The 25,972-nt window shown below is 37.4% G+C and carries 28 protein-coding genes; 11 read left to right on the top strand and 17 right to left on the bottom strand.

Features of this window, described 5'->3' with window-relative positions:
• Positions 1-2: 2 nt before the first annotated feature.
• Complete coding sequence (locus M030_RS0121140; protein WP_027375229.1) at positions 3-326, bottom strand: translation initiation factor; 324 nt, start codon at positions 324-326, stop codon at positions 3-5.
• Between the two features lie 193 nt (positions 327-519).
• On the opposite strand from M030_RS0121140, the gene gpmI reads away from it, so the two are divergent.
• From gpmI to M030_RS0121115, 5 genes are all read left to right on the top strand, one after another.
• On the top strand, positions 520-2,061 hold the full coding sequence (gene gpmI / locus M030_RS0121135) for a 2,3-bisphosphoglycerate-independent phosphoglycerate mutase (RefSeq protein ID WP_027375228.1): 1,542 nt from the start codon (positions 520-522) through the stop codon (positions 2,059-2,061).
• 149 nt (positions 2,062-2,210) lie between these two features.
• Positions 2,211-3,188 (top strand): acyl-ACP desaturase, encoded by a 978-nt coding sequence (locus M030_RS0121130; RefSeq protein WP_027375227.1) that lies wholly within the window; start codon positions 2,211-2,213, stop codon positions 3,186-3,188.
• Positions 3,189-3,285: 97 nt separating this feature from the next.
• Positions 3,286-3,717 (top strand): BT0820 family HAD-type phosphatase, encoded by a 432-nt coding sequence (locus M030_RS0121125; RefSeq protein ID WP_027375226.1) that lies wholly within the window; start codon positions 3,286-3,288, stop codon positions 3,715-3,717.
• Positions 3,718-3,800: 83 nt separating this feature from the next.
• Positions 3,801-4,610: a type I methionyl aminopeptidase gene (map, locus tag M030_RS0121120; protein ID WP_027375225.1), complete on the top strand. Its 810-nt coding sequence runs from the start codon at positions 3,801-3,803 to the stop codon at positions 4,608-4,610.
• Positions 4,610-5,377: a class I SAM-dependent methyltransferase gene (locus tag M030_RS0121115; RefSeq protein ID WP_027375224.1), complete on the top strand. Its 768-nt coding sequence runs from the start codon at positions 4,610-4,612 to the stop codon at positions 5,375-5,377. Before map ends, M030_RS0121115 begins: the two co-directional genes overlap by 1 nt.
• A 41-nt stretch (positions 5,378-5,418) precedes the next feature.
• On the opposite strand, the gene M030_RS0121110 is transcribed toward M030_RS0121115, so the two are convergent.
• The 3 genes from M030_RS0121110 to M030_RS0121095 form a co-directional block, all read right to left on the bottom strand.
• Positions 5,419-6,126 (bottom strand): T9SS type A sorting domain-containing protein, encoded by a 708-nt coding sequence (locus M030_RS0121110; protein WP_027375223.1) that lies wholly within the window; start codon positions 6,124-6,126, stop codon positions 5,419-5,421.
• Positions 6,127-6,249: 123 nt separating this feature from the next.
• A complete protein-coding gene (locus tag M030_RS0121105) occupies positions 6,250-6,582 on the bottom strand; it encodes a DMT family transporter (RefSeq protein ID WP_027375222.1) in 333 nt (110 codons plus the stop codon).
• 332 nt (positions 6,583-6,914) lie between these two features.
• Positions 6,915-7,478 (bottom strand): Crp/Fnr family transcriptional regulator, encoded by a 564-nt coding sequence (locus M030_RS0121095; protein WP_027375221.1) that lies wholly within the window; start codon positions 7,476-7,478, stop codon positions 6,915-6,917.
• 307 nt (positions 7,479-7,785) lie between these two features.
• Here M030_RS0121095 and era point away from each other — a divergent pair, with 307 nt between their 5' ends.
• The 3 genes from era (at position 7,786) to M030_RS0121080 (ending at position 11,724) form a co-directional block, all read left to right on the top strand.
• Complete coding sequence (gene era, locus M030_RS0121090; RefSeq protein ID WP_027375220.1) at positions 7,786-8,661, top strand: GTPase Era; 876 nt, start codon at positions 7,786-7,788, stop codon at positions 8,659-8,661.
• A gap of 67 nt (positions 8,662-8,728) precedes the next feature.
• Entirely contained in the window at positions 8,729-9,157 is a 429-nt protein-coding gene (locus tag M030_RS0121085) for a DoxX family protein (RefSeq protein WP_027375219.1), read from the top strand.
• A gap of 164 nt (positions 9,158-9,321) precedes the next feature.
• On the top strand, positions 9,322-11,724 hold the full coding sequence (locus M030_RS0121080) for an alpha/beta hydrolase family protein (RefSeq protein ID WP_027375218.1): 2,403 nt from the start codon (positions 9,322-9,324) through the stop codon (positions 11,722-11,724).
• Positions 11,725-11,813: 89 nt separating this feature from the next.
• On the opposite strand, the gene M030_RS0121075 is transcribed toward M030_RS0121080, so the two are convergent.
• Positions 11,814-12,503 (bottom strand): HAD family hydrolase, encoded by a 690-nt coding sequence (locus M030_RS0121075; RefSeq protein WP_027375217.1) that lies wholly within the window; start codon positions 12,501-12,503, stop codon positions 11,814-11,816.
• Positions 12,504-12,579: 76 nt separating this feature from the next.
• Here M030_RS0121075 and M030_RS0121070 point away from each other — a divergent pair, with 76 nt between their 5' ends.
• Positions 12,580-13,143, top strand: coding sequence for a Crp/Fnr family transcriptional regulator (locus M030_RS0121070; RefSeq protein ID WP_027375216.1), 564 nt, complete (start codon positions 12,580-12,582; stop codon positions 13,141-13,143).
• A 112-nt stretch (positions 13,144-13,255) separates the two neighbouring features.
• The gene (locus M030_RS0121065) at positions 13,256-13,783 is read left to right on the top strand and encodes a GNAT family N-acetyltransferase (RefSeq protein ID WP_228375319.1); all 528 of its coding nucleotides are present in this window, start codon (positions 13,256-13,258) and stop codon (positions 13,781-13,783) included.
• A 46-nt stretch (positions 13,784-13,829) separates the two neighbouring features.
• On the opposite strand, the gene M030_RS0121060 is transcribed toward M030_RS0121065, so the two are convergent.
• From M030_RS0121060 to M030_RS0121005, 12 genes are all read right to left on the bottom strand, one after another.
• Positions 13,830-14,651 (bottom strand): GLPGLI family protein, encoded by an 822-nt coding sequence (locus tag M030_RS0121060; protein WP_034722927.1) that lies wholly within the window; start codon positions 14,649-14,651, stop codon positions 13,830-13,832.
• Positions 14,652-14,716: 65 nt separating this feature from the next.
• Positions 14,717-16,093 (bottom strand): MATE family efflux transporter, encoded by a 1,377-nt coding sequence (locus M030_RS0121055; RefSeq protein ID WP_027375213.1) that lies wholly within the window; start codon positions 16,091-16,093, stop codon positions 14,717-14,719.
• A gap of 99 nt (positions 16,094-16,192) precedes the next feature.
• Complete coding sequence (locus tag M030_RS0121050) at positions 16,193-17,377, bottom strand: sigma-54-dependent transcriptional regulator (RefSeq protein ID WP_027375212.1); 1,185 nt, start codon at positions 17,375-17,377, stop codon at positions 16,193-16,195.
• Positions 17,378-17,433: 56 nt separating this feature from the next.
• Positions 17,434-18,093 (bottom strand): YggS family pyridoxal phosphate-dependent enzyme, encoded by a 660-nt coding sequence (locus tag M030_RS0121045; protein ID WP_027375211.1) that lies wholly within the window; start codon positions 18,091-18,093, stop codon positions 17,434-17,436.
• A gap of 63 nt (positions 18,094-18,156) precedes the next feature.
• A complete protein-coding gene (locus M030_RS0121040) occupies positions 18,157-19,017 on the bottom strand; it encodes a polysaccharide deacetylase family protein (RefSeq protein ID WP_027375210.1) in 861 nt (286 codons plus the stop codon).
• Positions 19,018-19,306: 289 nt separating this feature from the next.
• Complete coding sequence (locus M030_RS0121035; protein ID WP_027375209.1) at positions 19,307-20,035, bottom strand: DUF72 domain-containing protein; 729 nt, start codon at positions 20,033-20,035, stop codon at positions 19,307-19,309.
• A gap of 4 nt (positions 20,036-20,039) precedes the next feature.
• Positions 20,040-22,910: a heavy metal translocating P-type ATPase gene (locus M030_RS0121030; RefSeq protein ID WP_027375208.1), complete on the bottom strand. Its 2,871-nt coding sequence runs from the start codon at positions 22,908-22,910 to the stop codon at positions 20,040-20,042.
• A 168-nt stretch (positions 22,911-23,078) separates the two neighbouring features.
• Positions 23,079-23,639 carry a helix-turn-helix domain-containing protein gene (locus M030_RS0121025; RefSeq protein WP_027375207.1) on the bottom strand — a complete coding sequence of 187 codons (561 nt, stop codon included), beginning with the start codon at positions 23,637-23,639 and terminating at the stop codon, positions 23,079-23,081.
• On the bottom strand, positions 23,636-24,031 hold the full coding sequence (locus M030_RS0121020) for an acyl-CoA thioesterase (protein WP_027375206.1): 396 nt from the start codon (positions 24,029-24,031) through the stop codon (positions 23,636-23,638). The genes M030_RS0121025 and M030_RS0121020 overlap by 4 nt, the downstream gene beginning before the upstream one ends.
• Positions 24,032-24,128: 97 nt before the next feature.
• Positions 24,129-24,542, bottom strand: coding sequence for a DUF6157 family protein (locus tag M030_RS0121015; RefSeq protein ID WP_027375205.1), 414 nt, complete (start codon positions 24,540-24,542; stop codon positions 24,129-24,131).
• A gap of 61 nt (positions 24,543-24,603) precedes the next feature.
• Complete coding sequence (locus M030_RS0121010) at positions 24,604-24,807, bottom strand: helix-turn-helix domain-containing protein (RefSeq protein ID WP_027375204.1); 204 nt, start codon at positions 24,805-24,807, stop codon at positions 24,604-24,606.
• Between the two features lie 3 nt (positions 24,808-24,810).
• A complete protein-coding gene (locus tag M030_RS0121005) occupies positions 24,811-25,341 on the bottom strand; it encodes a DUF2975 domain-containing protein (RefSeq protein WP_027375203.1) in 531 nt (176 codons plus the stop codon).
• A 248-nt stretch (positions 25,342-25,589) separates the two neighbouring features.
• Between M030_RS0121005 and M030_RS0121000 the strand changes: the two genes are divergently transcribed.
• Positions 25,590-25,943, top strand: a complete 354-nt coding sequence (locus M030_RS0121000) for an RNA recognition motif domain-containing protein (protein ID WP_027375202.1) — start codon at positions 25,590-25,592, stop codon at positions 25,941-25,943.
• The last annotated feature ends 29 nt before the right edge of the window (positions 25,944-25,972 follow it).

Here is a 25,972-nt window from a genome sequence, read left to right as displayed (position 1 = left end):
ATCTATCCGCCAACCCGTTTGGTTTTATACCCCAGATCTTTAAGGATAGCCATTATTTTATCACGGTTATCTCCTTGGATGATAATCGTTCCGTCCTTTTCAGAACCGCCTATTCCCAAGGTGGTTTTTATCTTCTTTGATATTTTTTTTAAGTCCTCTTCACTGCCTTCCCAGCCCTCAACAATCGTTACTGGCTTGCCATTTCTGCCTTTTTTCTCAAATTTGCATACCAAAGGCTCTTTCTGCTTGAATTCTTCCTCAGGCATTTCAAAATCCTGCTCCTCATGATCAGGAAAAAGATTCTTTAATTGATCTCGTAAGTCCATACAGCAAAATTAAAAAGATTTGCTGAGTAATAAACAGAATCCTGATAAAAATTATGGAATAATTGTGTAATTGCTATAATAGGGAATACCAATTTTTGTTGTACTGTGAAAATACGGGCAGAAGAAATTTCAGGGATTCAATTCTTCTATTCATCGGAAATTCGATAAATTTGTATAACAAAAGTTTTACAAAATGTCGAAAAAAGCAATATTAGCAATCCTTGACGGATGGGGATTAGGAACAAACCCGGACGTTTCTGCCATAGACAAAGCAAATACACCATTTATAGATAGCTGTTTCAAACAATTTCCACACACTACGCTTGAAGCAAGCGGCCTGGCTGTCGGGCTTCCGGAAGGCCAGATGGGGAATTCTGAAGTAGGACATATGAACCTTGGAGCAGGAAGAGTCGTTTACCAAAACCTGGTTAAACTGAACATGGCCGTTGAAAATGGAACTTTAGGTCAGGAAAAAGTAATTCAGGATGCTTTTGAATACGCTAAAAAAGAAAATAAAAAAGTACACTTCATCGGATTGGTTTCCAATGGAGGAGTACACTCACATATCAATCACTTAAAAGGTCTATTGACTGCCGCCAAAGAATTCGGGTTGAATGAAAACGTATTCGTACACGCATTTACAGACGGCAGAGATTGCGATCCGCATTCCGGATTAGGTTTCATTGAAGAACTTCAGAACCACATGGAAGCCACTACCGGAAAATTGGCTACGATCGTAGGTAGATACTACGCAATGGACAGGGACAAAAGATGGGAACGTGTCAAATTGGCTTATGATGCCCTAGTAGAAGGAGTAGGCCTCCAAACAACAGATGCCCTGGGTGCCATCAAAGCTTCCTATGAAGACAATATTACAGACGAATTCCTTAAACCTGTTATCCTGGTGAATACCACTGCCACAGGAAATATTGTACCTGTGGCTAAAATCATCGATAATGATGTTGTTATCTGTTTCAACTTCCGTACAGACAGAGGTAGGGAGATTACAGAAGTACTTTCGCAGAAGGATTTTCCTGATTATGCGATGCGTAAACTCAACCTGTATTATATTACGCTGACCAATTATGATAAAACATTCCAGAACGTTCAGGTTGTTTTTGATGAAAATGTGCTCACGGAAACCATGGGGGAAGTTCTCGAAAATAATGGTAAAACTCAGATCAGGATTGCTGAGACCGAAAAATATCCTCACGTTACCTTTTTCTTTTCAGGAGGAAGAGAAGAAGAATTTATCGGAGAAAAGAGATTGCTCTGCCCAAGCCCGAAAGATGTTCCTACCTATGATCTAAAGCCTGAAATGTCAGCGTACGATATTACCAGTGCTATTGTTCCCGAATTGGAACAGGGAACCGCAGATTTTGTGTGCTTAAATTTTGCCAACACCGATATGGTAGGTCATACCGGAGTTTTTGAAGCCGCCGTGAAAGCCGCCGAAGTCGTAGACCAGTGCATCGAAAAAGTGGCAACAGCAGCGTATGAAAACGGATATGCTGTCTTCATTCTTGCAGACCACGGAAATTCTGACGTCATGATTAATCCGGACGGATCACCGAATACTCAGCACTCTACCAACCTGGTACCTTTCATCGTCATGGATAAAGATCATACCTGGAACCTGAAGCCAGGAAAACTGGGTGATGTAGCACCAACCATCCTTAAAGTAATGGGTGTACAAATACCGGATGCAATGACAGGAAACGTTTTGGTTGACTAATATTCAATAATAATCATAAAAAAATGCCGTTATACTTATGTAACGGCATTTTTTTATGATTTATGTCAGATAAGGTATGAGTTGCATACTTTATTATGCGTTAAATAATAAATAAATCATATCTTTGCTAATTAAAACTGAATAGTAAAATGTATCAAAAGCTTGTTAGGAAAGAAGTAATGGGATTATTGGAAAAGGAAGTAGGTTCTTTTCTTGAAAAATTTTTAACGCCAATCGAAAAGATCTGGCAGCCGTCCGATTATTTACCAGATCCTTCAAGCGATGAATTTAAACACGACTTAGAAGAAATTCAGACTTTTGCCCGTGAAATGCCTTACGATCTTTTCGTAACTCTGATCGGAGACTGTATTACAGAAGAAGCACTTCCTTCGTATGAGTCTTGGCTGATGGGAGTTGACGGAATCAATCAGGAAGAAAAACTGGGCTGGGCCAACTGGGTAAGAGCATGGACTGCTGAAGAAAACAGACACGGGGATTTATTAAACAAATACCTTTATCTGTGCGGAAGAGTCAACATGAGAGAAGTTGAAATTACCACTCAGTACCTGATCAACGATGGTTTCGATCTTGGAACCAGTATGGACCCGTACAGAAACTTTATTTATACCAGCTTCCAGGAAACAGCTACCAATATTTCTCACAGAAGAGTAGGAACTCTGGCCAAGCAATCCGGAAATGTGAAATTAGCCAAAATGTGTGGGGTAATTGCCGCTGATGAAGCAAGACACGCGAAAGCTTATAAGCATTTTGTGGCTAAAATTCTAGAAATTGATCCTTCAGAAATGATTCTTGCATTTGAAGACATGATGCGTAAGAAAATCGTTATGCCTGCTCACCTGATGAGACAGTCCGGGCAGAAAGCAGGAGAGCTTTGGGGGCATTTTTCAGACGCAGCCCAAAGATGTATGGTGTATACCGGTCAGGATTACATCAATATCATGAAAGATCTGTTGGATGAGTGGAAAATTGAGCATGTAAAAGGTCTTACTGAAAAAGCTGAAAAAGCTCAGGAATATTTAATGAAACTTCCTGCAAGACTTCAGAAGATTACCGACAGGGTTTCTACCCCGGATCTTCAGTTTCAGTTCAGCTGGGTTAAGAGCTAGTAATTACGACTTTTTTTAAAATATAAAAGTATTGAGTGCCTTTCTTTTTGGCACTCTTTTTTATTTCTTATCTTTGCAAAGCTAAAAAAAGAACAAAATGTTAAATAATAAAAAGATTGCTGTTGACTTTGACGGAACTATTGTAGATGATGCTTATCCGGCAATCGGGAAACCAAAAACTTTCGCTTTTGAAACCTTAAGAAGACTCCAGGCAGAGGGATATAGATTAATTCTTTGGACTTACAGACACGGAAAAACTTTGGATGAAGCAGTAGAATTCTGCAAGCAGAACGGAATAGAATTTTATGCTGTCAATTCAAGTTTCGAAGGAGAAGTTTTTGATGCTGAAAATCAATCCAGAAAACTGGATGCGGATCTTTTCATTGACGACAGAAACTTAGGTGGGTTTCCGGGATGGGGCGAAATCTATAATATCATCCAGGAAAGAATAGAATTCCGTGTTGAAGGAAAAGAAGTTCTGGCCTATTCAAAAATAAAAAAAGAAAAGAAAAAAGGACTTTTCTGGTAGAATAAAATAACAATTCAGAAGTGTACAATCGATCAATTACCTATTGCTGCACTGATACATTAATACATTGGTAAATTAATACAATGATTCAACTAAAAACGATAGACGAGCTGCGTCTGATGAAGGAGAGCGCCCGATTGGTATCCAAGACCTTGGGAATGTTGGCAAAAGAAATTAAACCCGGAATTACTACTTTATATTTAGATAAACTGGCTCATGATTTTATCAAAGATCATGGAGCTGAACCTGCATTTTTAGGATATGGAGGGTTTCCCAACTCTTTGTGTATTTCCCCGAATGAGCAGGTTGTTCACGGGTTTCCCAATAATGAAGTGGTAAAAGAAGGTGATGTTCTTTCTGTAGACTGTGGAGTTATTTTGAACGGATTCGTGGGTGATCATGCCTATACTTTTGAAATCGGCGAGGTAAAGCCGGAGGTTAAAAAATTACTCCAGGTTACCAAAGAATCTCTTTACAAAGGGATTGAACAATGTATCAGAGGTAAAAGAATAGGAGATATTTCTCACGCTATTCAGGCGCATTGTGAAAAAGAAGGATACGGAGTCGTAAAAGAGCTTGTAGGGCATGGCTTGGGAAGAAAGATGCATGAGGACCCGCAAGTACCGAACTACGGAAGACAGGGAAGCGGAAAAGTGATCAAAGACGGTTTGGCAATTGCTATTGAACCGATGATTAACCTCGGAACGGAAAAAGTAAAATTCCATAATGACGGCTGGACGGTAACAACTTTGGATAATATGCCTTCTGCACACTTTGAACATGATGTAGCGGTGATCAATGGTAAACCTGTACTGCTTTCAACATTTGAATATGTTTACGAAGCTCTGGGTATTGTAAGTGACGAAGAAAAGCCGTTCCAACTGGATTTTTAATGAAAAAGGTTACCAAGCTTTTACTGAATAAAATTGCACGTCCGATGCTTATTAAAATGAGTATCTGGGCTCGCCCGTTGATCTATCAGTTTTTCAAAGGTGAAGAATTCTATGACCCTATTGATGGAAGATCTTACCGTAAATTCCTTCCTTACGGATATGGAAAACAAAGGGAAAACGCATTGTCTCCGGGAACACTGAGCCTGGAAAGACACCGTCAGATGTGGTTGTATCTTCAGAATGAGACTGATTTTTTTATTAAAAGTTATAAAGTTCTGCATATCGCTCCCGAGCAGGAATTTCTGAGAAAGTTTAAGAGAATGAGTAACCTGAATTATATTTCAGCAGATCTCTATTCTCCGATTGTAGATGTGAAAGCAGATATTCTTGACTTACCCTTTCCGGACGAAAGCTTTGATATTATTTTCTGTAACCACGTGTTGGAACATATCGAAGACGATGCAAAAGCGATGAGCGAGCTGTACAGAGTGATGAAGCCCGGTGGATGGGGAATTTTTCAGGTTCCGATGAAAAACTCATTGGAAAAAACTTATGAAGATTTTACCATTACAGATCCGAAAGAACGTCAGAAACACTTTGGACAATATGATCATGTTCGCTGGTACGGGATGGATTATTTTGATCGTTTGAGAAATGCAGGTTTTGAAACTGATGCTAATTTCTATTCGCAGAAATTCTCTGAGGCAGAAATAAAAAAATACGGGTTGAGGAGCAATGAAATCTTGCCTGTAGTCTATAAAAAATAAGAAAAACCCGTTCTCAAATGCTGAGAACGGGTTTTATTTTTTTATTCTTTAGTAAAGGGAAAAGATTGGTAGTTTTCTACGATTAAAATATATTGTCCTTTTTGTAAACTGCTGGTATCAATGGATATTTTACGGTCACCGGTTTTGGTTTCAAACACCAGTTTTCCGGACAGGTCATATATTTTTAAAGGAAGATTTCTTTCAAGATTTTCTATCGTCACAACTTCTTTTACAGGATTTGGATATGCTTTAAATGTTTTCTTGACTGCTTTAACCTCCTGGGTACTCAGGTTAGCACTGTTATTATAGTAAATCTTATTCCCTGAAGGATCTGTAATAACCAGCGTTTTCGCATTACCATTTGTTGTAATTTGGTAATTATACATGGATGCATAAGCGCCGTTGACATAAGTATCAATGTTTTTCTGGTCATAATTTCTTACAGGACCTGCATTCCCTCCGTTATAAAATAAAGCAGTAAATGACTGAGCCGTTTTCATGAGATTATTGCTGCCGGGTACGATAGAAAACAGCATGGTTGCTGTATTGTAGTACTTAGAGTTGATAACATAACTCAGGCCGCCTGCTGATGTAATTGTTGTTGCAGGAACTCCATTGTCAATTAAAGGAGTATTGGTAGTTTGTCCGCTGCTTGTTACCATCTTTGAAATATACCAGTTGTTACCAGTCAGCTCAGAAATTTGGGCAGATAATAGTCCACCTGCCAAAAGAAGTAGAAGTTTTTTCACGGTTAAAAATTTACGGCAAAGATATAAAAAGGATTTATAAAGCAAAACCGTCTCCACACTGAAGACGGTTTCAATTTAATATAGATAGATGTTTATGCCTTTTTGAAGGGTAAATGCACCGTTTTAATGGGATGAGGAAACAGCCTTTAACCCAACCACAGAACCGATTAAGGTCACAATAAAAAATACTCTCCAGAAACTTACAGGATCCTTAAAGAAGAAAATACCCATTAAAGCGGTTCCTACGGCTCCGATTCCTGTCCATACCGCATATGCAGTACCGATAGGCAATGTCTGAGTAGCTTTGATCAGCAAAAGCATACTGATAGTCATCGTTATCAGGAATCCTGTGTACCAAAGGTACATTTCCGTTCCTGATGTTTCTTTAGCCTTTCCTAAACATGAGGCAAAGGCCACTTCAAATAATCCTGCGATAACTAATATAATCCAATTCATTTTTTAAATTTTTCTTCTGCAAATTTCAGAATTTGAAGGGATAAAAAATTTTACAATTGTTAAAAAATGATTTTTTGAAACGGAAGAAGGATGCTGGAGGCTGAAGTAGTGGTAGTTTGTATGAATGATTATCTGTTTGCAATACTCTTAGAAACAATGATCAATATTGATATCATGAAGCTATTACATCAATAGAAACGGACTTCAGTCCGCTTTCCATATCAAAAATATCAAATCAATTGGCTTCAGCCAAAACTTAAAATATCCTGAATATAATAAAAGCCCCGATACGTTCACGGATTATAGGGAATTTCATCCTTACAACGTTCCTTTTATTTAATTTCCGCCCGGATCCTGCTCAGGCTTACCTGTGTAATTCCTAGATAAGAGGCGATATGCCCAAGCTGAACCCTTTTCAACAGATCAGGCTGGTACTGGATAATATCTTTGTAGCGTTCCAGCGAAGTTTTGAATTGTCTTGAGATGATCAGTTCCTCAGATTTTATCATTTCAGCTTCCGCAAGCTTTCTGCCCCAGTTCGCAATATGTATATCTTCATTGAACAGTTTTTTCAGGTTTACGGTTTCCATTCTGTAGAGATCACAGTCTTCCAGAAGTTCAATGCTTTCATAGCCCGGCTTTTCTTCCACATAGCTTTTCATGGAAAGCACAGATTGACCTTCACTTCCAAACCAGAAAGTAATGTCATTGTCTGATGTCGGAGAATAAGCCCGGGCAATACCTTTCCGGATAAAATAGAGGTAGGGGATCACTTTATCGGCTTCCATCAGGCAAAAACCTTTAGGATACGAAACTTCTGTAATGTGTTCTTTTAAACTCGCTTTAGATGCTTCAGGCAGAATGTAAATCTGGTCGAGAATCTGGTCTATATTCATAAAGATGAATTCTAATAGTCAAAAATATCAGTTTTAAGTAATGCAATACAATTATTTTATGGTTTTTGTGATAAAAATGAGCCTTTGCTACGATCTAACAGGGATTCTACTGCCAGCGATGATATCTTTAAAACGGGCACGTGTTTTTTTATATTTCGTACCTTTTATTTTCAAAATCTTAATTGCCCTAATTTCCTTCTATACCAGCATATACGACCCTATAAGTCTCTTTTTTCTTTTAAATGTTGAGATTAACCGTAAAGACCGATTTTGTTTTACTAACTTTGCAGTTCGTAATATTATTTTTATGCACAAAGCTGGATTTGTAAATATAGTTGGAAAGCCCAATGCCGGAAAATCAACACTGCTTAACCAATTAATGGGAGAGAAGCTGGCGATTGTAACGCAGAAGGCTCAGACAACACGTCACAGAATTTTTGGTATTTATAACGAAGAAGATCTTCAGATCGTATTTTCAGATACTCCCGGAGTACTGGATCCTAAATACGGACTTCAGGAGAAAATGATGGATTTTGTTAAAGACTCTTTACAGGATGCCGATGTTTTCCTGTTTATTGTAGATGTTACCGATAAAGCGGAACCTTCAGAATTTCTGATTGATAAATTAAACAAAATTCCTGTACCTGTACTTCTTTTATTAAACAAAGTAGATCAGACCGATCAGGCAGGTCTTGAAAAGCTGGTTGAGGACTGGCACAACAGAATTCCAAAAGCTGAAATTCTTCCCATTTCCGCATTGAATGCCTTTAATACGGAAATTATTTTACCTAAAATTAAATCCTTACTTCCCGAAAGTCCTCCATATTATGATAAAGACCAATTTACAGATAAGCCTGAAAGGTTTTTTGTGAATGAGGCGATCCGTGAAAAAATTCTTTTAAATTATGATAAAGAAATTCCTTATTCTGTAGAAGTCGTTACTGAACAGTTTAAAGAAAAAGAAGGAATTATCTTTATAGATTCTATCATCTATGTTGAAAGAGATACCCAGAAAGGGATTATCATCGGGCATAAGGGAGAGGCGATCAAGAAAGTAGGAACTGATGCAAGACTGGATCTAGAAAAATTCTTTTCAAAAAAAATTCACTTAAATTTATTTGTAAAAGTGAAAAAGGATTGGAGAAAGAACGACCGCGATTTAAAAAATTTCGGGTACCGATAAACTAAAAAGCTCCCAAACCCCTTTGTATTAAAAGATTTTCATTACCTTAGTCTAAATTTTTTAGTAAATGAACTATAATAATTCAAATTCGAGCTCAATACTTAAAGATATTATTTTACTGGCAGTAAGGGTGTTCATTGGTTTTGCAATGCTGTCTCATGGGTTTCCCAAGCTTCAGACCCTGTTGGCAGGTGGTAAAATCGAATTCTTTGATTTTATGGGGATGGGACCGCAGATCTCACTGATTCTGACAGTTTTTGCTGAATTTGTATGTTCTATTTTACTGATATTGGGACTTTTTACAAGAGTTTCTTTAGGATTTCTGATTTTTACAATGGCAATAGCAGCTTTTGTGGTTCACGGATCAGACCCTTTTGAAAAAAGAGAAATGGCTCTTGTTTACCTCTCCGTATACTTGTTGTTAATAACATGCGGAGCCGGAAAGTTTTCTGTGGATTATATGATAGAAAAAAGGAAAAGAGCCTCAGACTGGTAAACATTTAAGTTTAAAAATATAAATTGCACTTCAATTTGAAGTGCAATTTTTTTATAATCCCTGACAAGGATATGAAGAAAATAATTATGACACTATGTGGTGTGTTGTTTTGTTGTTTTTATAAATCTCTTAAAATTCACTACATTCGTAGAAAATGAATTTTAATGAAGATAAAACTGACTATTTGCCTTCTGGCATTTCTCAATTTCTATGATGCACAGGAGAATATTACTTATCAAAAACCTTCCTCAGAAATCCTGAAACTGGCTGACTACCAAAGACCGCCAAGTGTCATGATGAACAATAAAAAGGACTGGGTGGTTTTTACCTACCGACCGACTTATAAAACACTGCAGGATCTTAGTCAGCAGGAAATGAAACTGGGTGGACTAAGAATTAATCCTGTTACCAATATTGCAAGTACTGCAACATATTTCAATGATTTGAAGATCAGAAAGATCAACGATAAAAATGAAATACAGGTAAAAAATATGCCCGCAGATGCGAAGATCACCTACATTTCATTTTCACCGGATGAAAAAAAACTGGCTTTTACCAATACAACCACTAAAGGAGTGGAGCTTTGGGTGATCGACTTGGAAAATGCATCTGCAAAAAAAATATCTGAAGACAACCTGAATGCTAACCTGGGAGTGCCGTATTTATGGGCTAATGATTCACAAAGTTTATTGATTAAAAAACTTCCTCAAAACAGACCTGCACTAATTGATGCGAGCAAAGATTTGCCGACAGGACCAATTGTTTCTACTGCTGATGGAAAAGTGTCTCAGAACAGAACTTACCAGGATCTTCTGAAGAATCCTCAGGATGAAAAAAACTTCGAAGTTCTTACCGCTTCAGAAATCAATAGCGTAGATCTTAACGGTAATCAGAAAAAACTAAAAGATCAGGATATGTATGCCAACCTGAGTTTTTCTCCAGACGGGAACTACCTGCTCGCTACAGTTTTTAAAAAACCGTTTTCCTATATCGTTCCACTGGATCGATTTCCTATGACGACCACGGTATACGATAAAAATGGGAATACGGTAAAAGTCGTAAACGAAGTTCCCCTGAATGAAATTATGCCAAAGGGTTTTTCTTCGGTAAGAACAGGAAAAAGGGATATGACATGGAGAAACGATGCACCGGCAACATTAGTTTTTGCTGAAGCGCGTGATGGCGGTGATCAGCATAAAAAAGCAGAATACAGAGATGAGATCTTTACCTGGGAAGCACCGTTTACAGCTGCTCCAAAATCTTTTTTTAAGACCAAGCAAAGATACGAAGATATAGAATGGACAAACGATCATTATGCCATCGTTTCAGAAAGCTGGTATGATACCAGAAATACTAAATCTTTCCTGGTCGACCTTAATAACGGAGAATCAAAGGTAATCGATGATAGAAATTCTCAGGATGTTTACAGTGATCCGGGACATTTTAATACCGTCAAAAACCACTATGGAAGAACTGTTATAGATATGAAAGGCGGAAAAGCGTATCTGATTGGGGCAGGTTTTACTAAGGACGGTCAGCATCCTTTTATTGATGAAATGGATGTGAAGTCATTGAAGAAGAAAAGATGGTATACTTCAAATCTTAAAAATGCTAAAGAAGCTATTGTTGATATTTTAAATCCTTCAAAAGGAGAAATTTTAACAACTCAGCAGTCGCCGAGCGAATATCCGAATTATTTTAAAAAGAGCATCAAATCCAATAAAGTACAGGCTGTAACCCATTTTGTCAATCCTTTCGAAAGTATGAAGGATGTGTATAAAGAAGTGATTACTTATAAAAGAAATGACGGGGTAACGTTGACGGGCGCACTTTATCTTCCTGCTCACTATGACAGAAAGGCGAAAACAGAAAAACTTCCTTTACTGATCTGGGCTTATCCGAGAGAGTATAAGGATGCAAATACTGCCGGGCAGAGTACGCAGAATCCCAATGATTTTACATTTCCTTACTATGGATCTTTTGTTTATTGGGTAACAAAAGGCTATGCTGTTTTGGATAATGCCGCTTTCCCAATTATCGGAGAAGGAAAAACAGAGCCTAATGATACTTTTCTTACGCAATTGGTGGCGAATGCTGATGCCGCAATCAAAGCAGTAGATCAATTAGGATATATCGACAAAAAGAAGGTGGCTGTAGGAGGACATTCATACGGAGCCTTTATGACGGCTAATCTGCTGACGCATTCTGATCTTTTTGCCTGTGGTATTGCCAGAAGTGGTGCGTATAACAGAACATTGACACCATTCGGTTTCCAAAGTGAGCAAAGAAATTATTGGGATGTTCCTGAAATTTATAACACGATGTCGCCGTTTATGCATGCAGATAAGATGAAAACACCGCTTCTTCTGATCCATGGTGATGCAGACAACAATCCGGGTACATTTACATTGCAGACAGAAAGATATTTCCAGGCTCTGAAAAACCTCGGAGCTCCGGTGAAGATGGTGCTTCTTCCAAAAGAATCCCACAGCTACCAGGCTAAAGAAAATATCATGCATGTTTTGTGGGAGCAGGACCAGTTCCTTGAAAAATGTCTGAAAAAATAATAATTAAATAGGCTGTTTTATCATAAAACAGCCTATTTTCATTGAAAAATATAATAAGGAGTTTTAGGTATTGCTACCTAAGACTGAATTTAAAGATACTGCATAATTTCATCAATACTTTTAAGTTCTACAAAATGCTCATGTTCCAGATTGCTCTCATGTTGCTCATGCGTCCATGTCACATGATACGGAATGTGTGCTGCAGATCCGCCGATTTCCAATACCGGTAAAATATCTGATTTTATTGAATTTCCAAGCATCAGAAAATTTTCCGGCTGGCAGTCGAGATGCTTTAAAAGTTTTTTATAATCGCTGTTTTTTTTATCACTCATAATCTCGATGTGATGAAAGAAGCCTTCCAGCCCTGAATTTTTAAGTTTGCGTTCCTGATCCAGAAGATCGCCTTTTGTGGCGACTACGAGTCTGTATTTTCCTTTTAGGCTTTCAAGCGTCTGTGTAACTCCGTCCAGAAGTTCTATGGGTTTTTGAAGCAATTCCTGCCCCAGTTCAATAGCTTTGCTTACTAACTGCAATGAGGCTGTGCCATTGGAGACCCTGTTGATGGTTTCCACCATGCAAAGCATAAAGCCTTTTACTCCGTAGCCATACAAATGCAGGTTTTGCATTTCCGTTGTAAAAAGTTCCTGTGATACAGAATGTTGTGGCAGATAATCTTCAAGTAATATACAGAATTCTCTTTCCGCTTCCTGAAAATAAGGTTCATTGATCCAAAGCGTATCATCGGCATCAAAAGCAATCGTCGTGATATGATTATTCATTTTTGTTTTGTAATTTTCCGTTTTCAAAATTCAACATAAAAAATAAATCAGACAAGGACATTTGTCCCGGATCACTATGTTACGCACCAATCACAGTTTTTTAAAGTATTTCGAACAGCTTTATCATCAGCAGGATCAGAAAAAAGATATTGTTCTGCAGTCTTTTTCTAAAGGCGAAAAAATATTAATACAGGACCAAAAGCCTTCCGGAGTTATGTTAATTAAAGAAGGAATTGTCAAATGCTTTTTTGCCGAAGAAAACGGGAAGGAATATATCGTAGAATTTCTGAGTACCGGTGAAATTATCGGAGAAGTGGAGATGATCAAAAATATCAACTGCCTGTGCAGTATTCAGGCAATGACGGAGATTGTTGTCTATTCAGTAGATATTCCTTACTGTAAATCTTTGATTCAAAAGGATATTACACTAAACAATCTACTACTGGATAGTTTTGCGGAAAGGATCATCAATACCTCCAGCAAAGCGTCTTATCAGCAGCTTTATACAACAGAATATACTTTGGTGCAATTACTTGCGATGCAGGAAAAACAGCAGATTCAGCTTTCAAAAGAAGATATGGCTGCCTATCTGGGGATCGCGGTGAGAAGCTTAAATAGGATCTTAAAGAATTTAAAATAAAATTTATATTTTCTACAAGTTGAGTTGATTTTTAAGAGGTGTATGGTTTTAATTACTAATTCTCAATTGATTTTGTGTTATTTTTTAAGGGGTGTTTTAAAATTTATTACTTTTGTCCGGAAAATTAAACTATAAAATGGTGACTCTAAAGTTTAGAAACGCAGGTGCAGACGATTTACCGAAAATCGTAGAAATATACAATTCAACAGTGGCTTCAAGAATGGTCACTGCGGATATGGAAGAAGTTTCAGTTGAAAGTAAGCAAAAATGGTTTGCAGAACATAATCCTGAAACAAGGCCGTTGTGGGTAGTAGAAGACGCTGATAATGAAACGGTAGGATGGGTGAGTTTCAGTTCATTCCACGAAAGGGCTGCATATAGCGGAACGGTAGAAGTAAGTATCTATCTGGATGAAAAGTGCAGAGGAAAAGGATATGGGAAAACAATCCTTCAGTATTGTATTGATAACGCATCGAAATTCGGGATTCATCATCTGGTTGCCCTTATTTTTCTACATAATGAACCTAGCTTAAAGTTGTTCAGGTATTTTGGTTTTGAAGATTGGGGAACACTTCCTGATGTGGCTGTTTTGGATGGAGTGGAAAGGAGTCTGAAGATTTTGGGAAAAAGAATATATTAAAATACGAAAGCAGTCTGATAGAGACTGCTTTTGCGTATAAATTCCCTTAGTTGAAGACAGGTTCTTTATCCTTTTCAATATAAATATACCTTCCTTTGATGCCATTCTGAAGCATTTCTTTTTTCTTATTAAGTTCCTCTGCAGATTCTATACTTTCGTTTTTAAAGGATACATTTCCGCCGTTTTTTACCTTTTCAGAAAACATTCTTGTGGGATTCTGGTAAATATCCTCCACATATTTATTAAACTTTTCATTCGAGATAGGAATGGCAGGTTTACCGTAATGGGTTTCCAGAAATTCTTTGGTATCATAATCTGCAGCAAGTTTTTCGTTATGAATTACTTTGTATATAAAATTCTGATCCGAATCTTCCAGAATAAAGATCAAGCCGGGTAGTCCCCTGAATTTGTAAGGACCTTCCTTGATGTTAATCTCATTCGAAAACCAGGCATTCCAGCTTCTTCCTCCAAAATCAGTAGTTGCTTTCTGAAGCTTATAACCATTGTATTCTTTCATTTCCTGATGCAGCTGCCAGGTCATTTCATCATTTGTTTTTACTACAAAATAATCAAAAAAATCCCTGTACCAATTGTTTTTGAATGAATCAGGCTTCCTTTCGACAATTTGGTCTGTTCTTGTACTGTAATGGGAAACCGATTGGTTGGCTTCTTTGTTTTTAGCGTCATAATCAGCAAATTTTTTATCATAAAATTTTACCGATTTCGGACTGATATCTAGGTTCATCAGATTGGTCATGTATTCTGCTGAGGCATCTTTGCGATATTGAAGTTCGTAGGTGAAACGGTTGGTTTGAGATTGATATAAAGAACCTGCATATAAAGCGAGCAGGAAAAATGTCTTTTTCATATGTATTAGTTAGCGGAGCCAAAAATAATAAAAAAACGCAGAGTTTATAGCTCTGCGTTGATATATTAATTGGTTTTTATCTGTGGGTTCTGTTTAATCCTTTTAGCGGACATATTCAGGAACCGCTTTACGAGGAATACGGCAGATATCGTCAGTCCTAATCCAAGGGCTATCCACATTCCGAAAGCTCCCATTTTCAATGTTACGCAGAAGAAATACCCTAAAGGAATGGTGATCACCCAGTAGGCGATAAAGGTATAAATTGACGGTATCTTAACGTCCTGCAATCCTCTCAGCATTCCCAATGCTGTAACCTGAATTCCGTCCGAAAGCTGGAATAAAGCAGCAATAATCATCAGTTTTGAGGCCAGGGTAATTACTTCCACCTCTTCCTTTTTGGTAAAGAAAGTTGGCAGTATATTTCTGCCCAGGATGAATACCAATCCACAGATACACATGAAAATAAATGCAATCTTCAGGTTGTTGATTCCCACTTTTCTCAATTCGACGAAATTCTGTTCACCCAATTTTCTTCCGATCATTACCGTAGATGCAACACTGAATCCAACACAAAGGTTGAATGTGAATGAAGCCATGCTTAAGGCGATCTGGTGAGAGGCAATGTCGTGAGCAGAAATCAGTCCGCAGATAAATGCAGCTCCTGCAAATGCCGTTACCTCAAAGAACATTTGTAAAGCAGTAGGTAATCCCAGTTTTACCATCTTATCAAACATTTTTTTAGAGAAATCCTGTATTTTTAAAGAAAAATCTTTGATATATCTTCTGGTTCTTTCTTCTTTAACCATTACAAAATAAAGGAAGACAACCATGAAAATTCTGGAAATCAGTGTAGCCAACGCAGATCCTTTGACTCCCATCGGCGGAATTCCCCAAAGCCCCTTGATAAATACGTAGTTCAGGGCGATGTTGATAATATTGGCAATAATGGTAGCCTTTGTAACGCCAATCGTATAAGACAAACCTTCAGATACCTCACGAAGCGTCTGGAAAGCCATGAACGGAATCATGCTTACCACCATAATACTTAAGAAGCTTACCGTATCCGGAATAATCTTGGCAGGCTGCCCTGAATGGTAGAGCAGAGGCATTCCCAGCAGCAGGATGGCCATCAGGATAACCCCCACCGACATATTGATTACAAAACCATGACTGAACACAGAGTTTATGGTAGCGTGGTCCTGTCTTGAATGGGCTTCCGAAACCAATGGTGGTATCGCAAATGAAAAGCCAAGGGCTAATACAAATATTGAGAAAAATACAGCATTCCCCAATGACACAGAGGCCAGGGCATCGGCACCCAAAAGTTGTCCGACAATAATATTATCAAATAAATTCACTGAAACCTGCCCCACCTGGGTAAGCATCACAGGCAGAGCCAAAGTCAGGCATTCTTTAGTGTAGTTTTTGTTTAAAAAGCTCATAATATTTTAAGATTCATATAGTTTATAATTCAGATAGGGTCAAAAAAAAATTTGCAGCGAGTACTGCAAATTTTTATAAATATTGTAAATAATAGTGTATTATTTCCTTACAAAACTTGCAACGTCACTTTCAGAAACAGTGTTTCCACCAAGAATGATCAATCTCTCAACAACATTCCTTAATTCTCTGATATTTCCCGTCCACGAAAGAGCTTTTAAAGCATCAATAGCTTTATCATCAAACTTTTTCACTGCAGTACCATGCTCATCAGCAATCATACCGGAGAAATGTTCAACCAACAATTTAATGTCTTCTTTTCTTTCATCCAATGGCGGAACGTAAATTTCAATTACAGAAAGTCTGTGGTAAAGGTCTTCTCTGAACTTTCCTTCTTCAATTTCTTTCTGCATATTTTTATTGGTTGCTGCAATTACCCTTACATCAACTTTTATTTCTTTATCACTTCCTACAGGGGAAACTTTACTTTCCTGAAGTGCTCTTAATACTTTAGCCTGAGCAATAAGGCTCATATCACCGATCTCATCCAGGAAGATGGTACCTCCGTTGGCCTGCTCAAATTTCCCTTGCTTATCTTTGATGGCACCCGTAAAAGATCCTTTTACGTGACCAAAAAGTTCAGATTCAATAAGTTCAGACGGAATCGCAGCACAGTTTACCTCTACCATCGGGCCTCTTGCACGCTCACTTTGATTGTGAATAGCATGAGCTACCAATTCTTTTCCCGCACCGTTAGGCCCGGTAATCAAAACTCTGGCATCAGAAACAGCTACCTTTTCGATCATATCCTGAATTTTTTGTAATGCAGGAGAATTACCGATCATCTGGTATTTTTTATTTACTTTTTTCTTCAGCGTTTTGTTTTCAGTCTGAAGGTTTTTGTTTTCTTTCTTCAACGTTTCTTTAACCAGGGCATTTTTTACGCTGGTGATCAGTCTGTTGATGTCAATCGGCTTAGAGATAAAGTCATATGCACCCTCTTTCAAGCACGAAACAGCGGAATCGATGTCTGCGTGACCCGAGATCATGATAAAAGTTGTTTCAGGCTTCAATACAAGACTTTGCTTTAAAAGCTCAGTTCCTGAAAGTTTAGGCATTTTGATGTCGGAAATCACCAGAGCGAAATCTTCTTTTTCTACCTGTTTGTAGCCTTCTAGGCCGTCTTCGGCGATAACAAATTCATAATCTGTAAGTTCATCAGAAAGAATACTGTGAAGTACTCCCGATATTGCTTTTTCGTCTTCTACGATAAGGATTTTTTGCATAGTCGCAAATTTAAATTTTTTGTTTCAATTATTAGCAAAAATCATACCTAAAAATTCTATTTTGAGTAATCTCTTCTGCCAAAAATTGCAGATCCAACCCTTACAGAGTTGGCTCCACATTCGATCGCGATAGGGAAATCATCACTCATTCCCATTGATAATGTTTTTAAAGGTTTTAGTTGATTTAATTCATCAAAAATATGCTTTAAGGTTGAAAATTCTTTTGTCACCTGTTGTTTGTCATCTGTAAAACTTGCCATTCCCATCAGGCCTGTGATGTCAACATTAGGAAATTTTCCTTCGGTATAGGCCTGAAAAAGATTTTTTGCTTCACTAATTTCAAGCCCGAACTTCGTGTCTTCAGCCGCTATTTTTACCTGAAGAAGAACTTTGATTATCCGGTTGTTTTTACCGGCTTCCTTGTTGATTTCTCCTAATAATTTCTCAGAATCTACACTTTGTATCGTATCGATAAACGGGGCAATATATTTAACTTTGTTGGTCTGCAAATGACCAATCAGATGCCATTGAATATCATCAGGAAGAAGAGGAGACTTTTCCATCAGCTCCTGTACTTTATTTTCTCCAAATATCCTCTGTCCAAAACCATATACCTCTTCAATAGCTGAAGCGGGATGCGTTTTTGAAACAGCAACCAATTGAACATGGCCGGGAAGCTGGTTTTTTATACTCTGATAGTTTTCTTTAATACTCATAGATGCAAATTTCCGAAAATTAGTTGACAGTACCAGCTATGAATACATTTCTTTGGCATTAAATCAATTCAGGACCTCATTGATTTTAGGATATTGTGAAATCTTTCTGAAGACAAACTTGTTGCTTTTCTGGAGCTTTTCTATAAACATATCAAGCTCGTTGATAGAATCTGTATCTCTCAGGTATTGATCGTGAGTCAGGAAAACCAAATGTCTGGACGTTTTTTCCAGGTCATTAAGGAAGATACTGTCAATTTTCTTCAACATCGCTTCATGGCTGCCTTTTAAAGTCATTTTCTTTGACGGCCTCCATTCAAGGTCCCAGCCGATTACCTTATAACCGGCATTTTTCAGTCCATTAGCGGCTGCGGTGGAACTTTTAATATCGGTTACATTAATATTATTAAGTCTCCAGATATTTCTTCCCGGCGTTCTGGCAATTTTATCAGAAAGTTTCAGGCTGTCTTTAGCAATATCAAAATCATGAACAACTGCCTCGGGATTTTTATAGAAATCCGAATACTTGTTGTGCGCATGCGTAAAGCTGTGATTGGCAAGTTCAACCAGGGGATTTTGTTTTAAAAGCTCAAAATCATTCTTCTGCTTTGTACTTCCATATGTATGTTTGCCTACCAGAAAGGCGGTAGCGCATACATTTCTTTTGTTTAATATTTTTAAAAGGTTTTCTGTACCCTGATTTGGGCCGTCATCAAAAGTAAGATATATTACTCTTTTATCCGAATCTGTGTTTTCATCATCTATCTTGGGGACTGCTTCTGCGGTAGGATGTTCTTGTGAATATAAGTTTTCTTTCACATCATTCTTGAAGTTACAGCTGTTCAATAAAAATGAAGTTGCACTCACCAATGCAAACATCCCGAGAAAAGTCTGATTTTTTGACTTTTCCGCAAAATTTTTTTTCATAAAGATAATGGCGTTTTGTTTTGTTAAAAATCGTTAAAAATAACAATTGAATGTTAACAAATTATATGCCATGTCTCCTTATTATTTTCCTTTTTAAGCTTATTTTAAGAACTCTGTAGTAAGGAAATCTTTTATTAATCTGTAGATTGTGATTTTATACTTTTGAATCTTTAATTCTTAACATTTATAAATGTCAAAACCATAGTTATTCTCTATATATGTTGCTGTTTTGTTATTTTCTTTGTTTTAGAGAATTATTTTATTTTAACATATTGGTAATATAAATACCTTATTCCAGAATGCTCTTTAAAAACATGGCATTGTGTATCGCGGACGTTCCCCAGGTATTATTAAAGAAAATAAACGCTTTTTGAGGGTGGTTTTTGATTTGCTCTGCCAAATGGCTGAGGAAGTCATCGCTGTAGGAGGATTTGTATAGTACAGGCTTACCGTGAAGCCTGTAGTAAAGGACTTCAGGGTGGTTGATGATCACTTCTTCGGGCAGTTTCCCAGGGAAACTTACTCCTGAGAAAATGATGTTCATTCTTTTTAAAAGGCTGAAAATCTCTTTTTGCCACCAGGATTCATCCCGGAATTCTATGACATTAAGAAAATTACTATCGATATTTCTTATGATCCGGTCTGTATTTTCCTGAGTATTTTTAAATGACGGAGGAAGCTGATAAAGAAATCCCGACAACTTGTCTTTAAGATGGTCGTGAATATGTGTACAGAATGCTGTAATTTCTTCTTTTGATTCTGAAAGGCGATTTTGATGGGTGACCGATTTTGGGATTTTAATAAAAAACCTGAAATGATCCGGTGTCTCATCATGCCATTTTAAAAGTGTTTTCGCAGTGGGTTTTCTATAAAATGTAGAATTGATTTCTACGCAATTAAAGTGCTCGGCATATAAAGAAAGAAAATCTTTACTTGGGGCATTCTCAGGATATAAAGACCCTTTCCAGTCGTTATTATAAAACCCCGAGCATCCTATGTAAAGATTTTCTTTTTTCATACTGTTATTTTATATCCAGATCCACCGAATTTAATCTCAATGAATTAAGGATCACTGAAAGAGAACTGAAACTCATAGCAGCTGCAGCAATCATTGGTGAGAGAAGGATTCCAAAAAATGGATACAATAATCCTGCCGCAATCGGAACTCCCAATACATTATAAATGAAAGCAAAGAATAAGTTTTCCTTAATGTTTTTAAGAAGTTTTTCACTTAGTAGCTTTGCTTTTGCAACTCCCAGGATATCGCCTTTCAATAAAGTGATTTCTGCACTTTCAATGGCAACATCAGTTCCTGTTCCCATAGCAATTCCTACGTTGGATTGTGCAAGAGCAGGAGAGTCATTGATTCCGTCTCCGGTCATTGCCACAATTTTCCCTTGTTTCTGAAGTCTTTTTACTTCATTCAGCTTGTCTTCGGGAAGGCAATTGGCTTTAAAATGCTTAATTCCCAGCTCGTCTGCAACTGCTTTTGCGGTGTGTTCATTATCTCCTGTCATCATGATGACGTCAATTCCTTCACTGATCAGCTGTTTCACCGCTTTTTTTGAGCTTTCCTTGATTTTATCGGTAAAGCTGATAAATCCTAATACATTCTGATCCTGTGCGATATAAGAGATGGTGTGGGCTTTGGATTGTACTTCTACCGCTTTTTGTTGTAACCTTTCCGGGATCATAATCTGATGTGAAGTGAGCAGGCTCTCATTTCCCAGATATGTCATTTTACCGTTGATATTTCCTTTGACTCCTTTTCCTGATATATTTTCAAATTGTTCTACCTTTTCAGAAGAGATATTTTCGTCCTTAGCTCTTTTAATGACAGCATTTGAAAGTGGGTGTTCAGAATTTTGGTTCAGAGAGTAGGCCAGCTTTATGATCTGATTTTGTGCTCCCGAATCCGTCACTTCAATATATTCTACAGACGGTTTCCCCTCGGTTAAAGTTCCTGTTTTATCGGTGATCAGAACGTTTACTTTATTCATTTGTTCCAGGGCTTCGGCATTTTTAATGAGAATACCGTTTTTGGCTCCTTTTCCGATTCCGACCATTAAAGACATGGGCGTTGCCAGTCCGAGTGCACATGGGCATGCGACAATTAAAACGGCAACCGCATTTACAAAAGCAAATAAAGTTCTTTTTCCTTCCGGTCCGAAAAATTGCCATAAAACGAAGGTAAGTGCAGCGATGAGGATCACAGTAGGCACAAATACTTTTGAAACCTTATCCGTGAGTTTCTGGATTGGGGCTTTGCTTCGGCTGGCTTCATTCACCATTTTAATAATTTGTGAAAGAAGAGTTTCTTCACCTACTTTTTCAGCCTTCATGATGAATACCTGATTACCATTGATGGTACCTGAAGAAACTTTGTCATCCACATTTTTTTCAACGGGAACGGGTTCTCCGGTAATCATACTTTCGTCTACAATAGAATTTCCTTCCGTAATCTTTCCGTCCACAGGAATTTTTTCTCCGGGTTTTACTTTTAAAAGATCCCCGATTTTTACCTGAGAAAGCAAAACTCTTTTTTCTTCGCCATTCACAATAAGATTGGCTTCGTCCGGAGAAAGATTCATCAATTCTTTGATCGCATTTCCTGTTTTTTTATGGGCTGCAGCTTCCATCAACTGCCCTAAAATAACTAAGGTAAGAATCACACAGACCGCCTCAAAATACAAAGGTATTTCATGATTGTGTCCGCGGATTTCATGAGGAATAATGTCCGGGAAAAACAGTGCTGTGATGCTGAAAATAAATGCAGCAGCCACCCCAAGGGCAATAAGACTGAACATGTTGAGATTCCAGGTTTTAAAAGAAACCCAGCCCCTTTTCAACAGGAACCATCCGGAATAAAACATGACCGGAAGTGTTAAGGCTAGCTCGATAAAGCCCTGAATCTGATGAGAAAACGGAAAGTCAATAAACATTCTACCCATCGAAAGAAAAAAGACCGGAATCGTGAATGCTAATGAAATAGTGAATTTTCTTTTTAATATATTGTAGGTTTCATCTTCTTCGTCGTCACCGCTGTCGGGCATTCTTACAAGATCCATCCCGCAGATAGGGCAGCTTCCCGGCTCGTCGCGGATAATCTCCGGATGCATCGGGCAACTGTACTTAGCGGTTTTCTTTTCCGGGTATTTTACAAGGTCCATCCCGCAAACAGGACAGCCTACGTTTGAATCATATGTTTTATCACCTTCACAATACATCGGGCAGTAATATCTTCCGGCCATTTCGTCGGTAACTTTAGGCGCTTCATGGTGGTGGTGGCTGTGAGTATGTGAGTGTGAGTGTGAGTGTGAGTGTGAGTGTGAGTGGCTTGTGTCTGCATTTTTGATAAGATCTTCAGTGATCTCTTCCAAATGCATGTGACATACAGGACAATCTCCTTTTTCGTCATATACTTTATCTCCTTCACAGAACATAGGACAATAGTAATTTCCTATATGGTCTTTAAAGTTTGCGGGAAGATGGTTTGCGGAGTACGTAGGCTTATGATTCGGGTCTTTTTCAAGTTTTTCTTCAATCGGAACGAGATACATTTTACATACCGGGCATCTTTCTCCCTGTTTGAAGTATACTTTTTCACCTTCACATTCCATTGGGCAATAATAGACGGAGGAAGGGGATACCCGATCCTGAGGTTTTATGACAGCTTTTTTCGGTGCACCGGGATCTTCGAGTCTGTATTTTCCTGCTTCTGACAGAGCATTATTGAGTGCAGATAGTTCTATTTCATGATCAGAAGTGATGGTTGCGGTATTGTTTTCAAGATTCACGTCGGCTTTAATGCCCGGCACGCTATTCAGCTGATTGGAGATTTTTTTCTGACAACCTGAGCAGGTCATCCCGAGAATTTTATACTGTCGTTCCATGATTCTAAATTTATACTACAAAGGTCCAAAATGGAAATCTAAGGTTGTTATAAATTTAAGGATAATAGTTATAAAATTTAGATCGCTGAATGTTGGGGTGGGAGAATGTTAGAGTGGGAGAGTTAAGTATTAGATACAACTCTCCGAATCTCGTACTCTTCAACTCAGCTACAGGCTGTCCAGCGGTTTTCTGTGATGATCTTTAAGTTTTTTGAATTCTGTAGGTGTAAACCCTGTTACATTACGGAATTGAGTGGATAAATGCTGAACGCTTTTATAACCCAGTTTTCCGGCAATTTCAGTAAGGTTGAACTCATTATACAGAAGGAGTTCCTTTACTTTTTCAATCTTTTGTAATATAAAGAATTGTTCTAAGGTAACATTTTCATTTTGCGAAAAGGTTTTGGAAAGGGAACTGTAGTCCTTATGAAGCTTCGAACTTAAAAATTCTGAAAGCAGGAAATCCTCATCAATGTCCAGTTCACCAACTTTTACGATAATGAGGTTCTTAATTTTTTCAATAAGCTGGTGGGAAGAATCCATAATTCGCTCGAAACCACTTTCAAGAAGGCGCTTTTCAATATCCCGCATTTTTTCAGCGGGAATATCAGAGGCCATTTCAGCCTCACCCAATATCACAGAATGAGTACTGATACCGGCAGTATTAAAAATGTTTTCAACGGCAGCAATACATCTGTTACAGACCATATTCTTTATGAAGATCTTCATGCTCCGGTATTTAATCTGTCTTTTACAAATTCTATTTGTGTCTTACCGTGAGGAGCCGGATTGCCATCTGCATCGAGATTGACCATGACAATTTTCTCAACGGTAATAATTGTTTGGTGGGTCATCTTGTTTCGGACGTCGCATCTTAACGTCACTGATGAGGAACCAAAATGAGTGGCTTCAATTCCTATTTCTATAATATCTCCCTGTTTTGCTGAACTTACGAAGTTAATTTCAGAGATGAATTTGGTGACTACTTTGGTATTCTCCAACTGGATGATGGCATATAACGCTGCTTCTTCGTCAATCCATTGTAAAAGTCTTCCTCCGAAAAGTGAATGATTTGGATTTAAATCTTCTGGTTTTACCCATTTTCTGGTATGGTAGTTCATATATATTACTAATTTGTTGTGCAAATTTAAGCTTAAAAGCTGATGTTTTCAATAGAATACTATGTATTGATCTGAAGAGAATTATTTATTTTCTCAATCATTTTCTTTTGGAGCGCATTGCTTTTGTTTTTACCACAGAAGAATCTGTTAACAGTTTCCGGTATTCTGTACTTTCTATTGGGATTAAAGCTACTTTTCCTTCTGAATTATGATGAAATCCAAATCCATATCGTTTGGCCAAAGGAGAGGACCGGAGGCAAGCCTGACCTTTGGAAAAGAACTTTTGTCTCTCTTCGTCTTTTTCATTTTCAGAAATATCATTTTTTATAGCATAGCATTCAAAAATAATATCATCGGAAGAATATCGGTAGGGATTTTTGATGATTTTTTCATATTGTAGGCCTGCTACTGTTTTTTCTTTCTTTTCAGGAGGTATTTGTGCATGATTAACAGGGCAGTCTTCTGATACCTCAATGAATGTGTTGATGTAATTGGTGGTATGTTTTTTCATGGTAATAGATCAGATAATAAAAAATCCGAATCACAAAGATCCAGATTTTTATATATAATTTTTATTCTTTATACTCTAAAATTTCACCCGGCTGGCAGTCCAGTGCTTTGCAAATGGCTTCAAGGGTACTGAAACGCACGGCTTTTGCTTTTCCGGTTTTTAAAATAGACAGGTTAGAGAGTGTAAGGTCTACTTTTTCAGACAGCTCATTTAATGACATTTTTCTTTTTGCCATAATCACATCTAGATTTACTATTATCGGCATGATCTATATTGTTAGGTCGTTTTCAGTTTGTATTTCTATTCCTCTTTTAAATACCTGTGCAATAATAAAAATGATTCCGCCAAAAAACAAATATTCAGCTCCGGATCCTATAAAATCATAGATATTGGATAACGGAATATCTTTTTTAAAAATATTTTCACTATAAGAAATAGCTAGTAAAGAAAGAATTCCGATGGCAAATGCAGAGTAGCTTATTTGGGTAATAAGCTGTATGATCGCTTCGCTGAAAGGGGCTTTAAGATTGAGCTTCCGGAAAATCCGGATCACCAGAAATGCAAGGTAAGCTTTATATCCTGCCAAGAAAATAATAAAAGACATCATCAATTTGTATGCATTGACATTGGTCTGGTAAAGTTCAAATAGATTTAATCCTTCGTACAGGTTTTTAGCGCCATCAGGATTATAAAGTGTCATAATAAATGTAAAAGTCAATGCACCTGCTTTGATGCATGATCCAATAAATAATATCCAAACTACAACACTTAAAACAGATAAAATTTTTTTTGTTTTCATGTTAATTATATTTTAATGTGAATCAAATATCAGTAAAAATTTATTGAAAAACAATAAATTTTTACTTTTTTACAATTAATTTGATTTTTTGATTCAACATAATGTGAGAAATACTCAAAAAAAGCTTTGATTTGAAATATTTAATTGTATCTTGCATACGTTTATATTTGGAATCAATATTTGTTCATTAATTTATGTTGCTTTTCTTTTATATACCAAATTTTTATTAATTTTTTAATTTATTTAAAATGAACATTTTTGTTTCAAACATCAATTACGCAACTAAAGAGTATGAGTTGCACGATCTATTCGCAGAATTTGGAGATGTATCATCTGCCAAAATCGTTACAGACAGAGAAACTGGTCGTTCCAGAGGTTTCGGTTTCATAGAAATGGGTGATGAAGAAGGAAAGCAGGCTATTGAAGCTCTTAACCAAAAAGAATTCAACGGAAAAACACTGAATGTATCTGAAGCTAAACCAAGAGAAGAGAAGCCAAGAAGAAGCTTCGATAACAACAGAGGTGGAGGTTATGGTAACAACAACAATAGAGGCGGAGGCTATGGTAACAACAACCGTGGCGGAGGCGGAAATCGTTGGTAAAAATATAGAGCGGCTTTTTAGCCGCTTTT

Source organism: Chryseobacterium sp. UNC8MFCol, assembly GCF_000482305.1.
In the GTDB taxonomy this organism is placed as follows: Bacteria; Bacteroidota; Bacteroidia; order Flavobacteriales; family Weeksellaceae; genus Chryseobacterium; species Chryseobacterium indologenes.
This window is presented reverse-complemented; position numbering and strand designations above follow the sequence as displayed.